The sequence below is a fragment of the Bradyrhizobium sp. 61 genome, assembly GCF_023073075.1.
GTDB lineage: Bacteria > Pseudomonadota > Alphaproteobacteria > Rhizobiales > Xanthobacteraceae > Bradyrhizobium > Bradyrhizobium barranii.
Genome location: NZ_JADPIU010000053.1, coordinates 1 through 1,450, shown reverse-complemented (window position 1 = coordinate 1,450; position 1,450 = coordinate 1). Strand labels below are relative to the sequence as shown.

At 57.4% G+C, this 1,450-nt stretch carries 1 protein-coding gene; it reads left to right on the top strand.

All coding sequences use genetic code 11. From position 1 onward, the window contains the following. The first annotated feature begins 64 nt into the window (after positions 1-64). Entirely contained in the window at positions 65-1,414 is a 1,350-nt protein-coding gene (locus IVB46_RS19275) for an IS701 family transposase (protein ID WP_247316098.1), read from the top strand. The last annotated feature ends 36 nt before the right edge of the window (positions 1,415-1,450 follow it).

Genomic DNA, 1,450 nt, shown 5'->3' with positions numbered 1-1,450 from the left:
TAGCACTACTTTGGCAGATTGTTGATTTCATCGCGATTTATAGGATTCCCGAATCAATTTTTCAATGATTCATGGGTGGTCGGCTCTTGGAGGGCTGACCATGCCGGGATGGGAAGACGAACTCGAACGCTGGCTGATGCCGTTCTTGGACCGGCTGGGTCATAAGACCCGACAGCGGATGTGTCCTCTATATGTTGCGGGATTGATCGGTCCTGGCGATCGCAAGAGTGTTCAGCCGATGGCGGAACGCCTTGCCACGAGCAACTACGACCAGTTGCACCATTTCATTGCGGACGGTGTCTGGGAGGCGACGCCGCTGGAGACAGAGCTGCTCAACCAGGCGGACCGACTTGTCGGCGGCAGCGATGCGGTGCTGGTTATTGATGACACCTCACTGCCGAAGAAGGGTGAGCGCTCGGTCGGTGTTGCGGCTCAATACGCGTCGGCTCTCGGTAAAACGGCAAATTGCCAAACGCTGGTGTCTTTAACGCTTGCGCGCGGCGAAGTGCCAGTGATGGTCGCGTTACGTCTCTTTTTGCCTGACAGTTGGACAAGCGACATGTCTCGTTTGAAGCGCGCTCGCGTGCCAGTCGAACACCGAACGCCACGGTCCAAGCCGGAGATTGCTTTGGCCGAGATTGACCGCGCGATGGCAGCCAACGTGCGCTTTGGATGTGTGCTGGCGGATGCAGGATACGGCCTCAGCGCACCGTTTCGACAAGGGCTAACAGAGCGCGGGCTGGCCTGGGCTGTCGGCATCCCTCGGCACCTGAAAGTGTATCCGGTCGATGTGAAGCTCATTTGGCCGATTACCAAAGTCCGCGGGAAACCACGAAAGCACCACGTGCCCGATATCTTATCGATTGCGGCAGAACAAATGCTGGCCAGCGCCAAATGGAAAACCGTGAGTTGGCGTAGCGGGACGAAAGGTCGGCTCAAAGCCCGATTTGCTGCTCTCCGTGTCCGCACCGCCGACGGACCTCCGCAGCGGATATGGGATAAAGGTCAGCAGCATCTCCCAGGCGACGAAGCCTGGCTCATTGGCGAGCAACGCGCCTCGGGAGAGAAGAAATACTATCTCGCCAATCTTCCGGCGATGACGGATCTGCGCACGCTGGCCGCCACCATCAAGGCACGGTGGATTTGTGAGCAGGCGCATCAACAGTTGAAGGAGGAACTTGGACTTGATCACTTCGAAGGGCGATCATGGCAAGGTCTTCATCGCCACGCCCTTATGACAATGATTGCCTACGCCTTCCTGCAACATCGTCGCCTCGCAAACGCGGGGCGGAAAAAAAAGAATCAACGGGCCTCCGCCTCAACCAACCATGCCCGCCGTACGTCACGCCATCGTCGATCTCATCCTTCGGCCGCCGCCCCAGCAGTGCCCATATTGCCGAAAGCAAATCCTTGAAAAACAGCGGCGAAAACACATTCTGCCAAAGTAGTG

Excerpts from the sequence above, each read along its gene's own strand:
- IVB46_RS19275 (WP_247316098.1), top strand. The coding sequence starts at position 65 with ATGATTCATGGGTGGTCGGCTCTTGGAGGGCTGACCATGCCGGGATGG.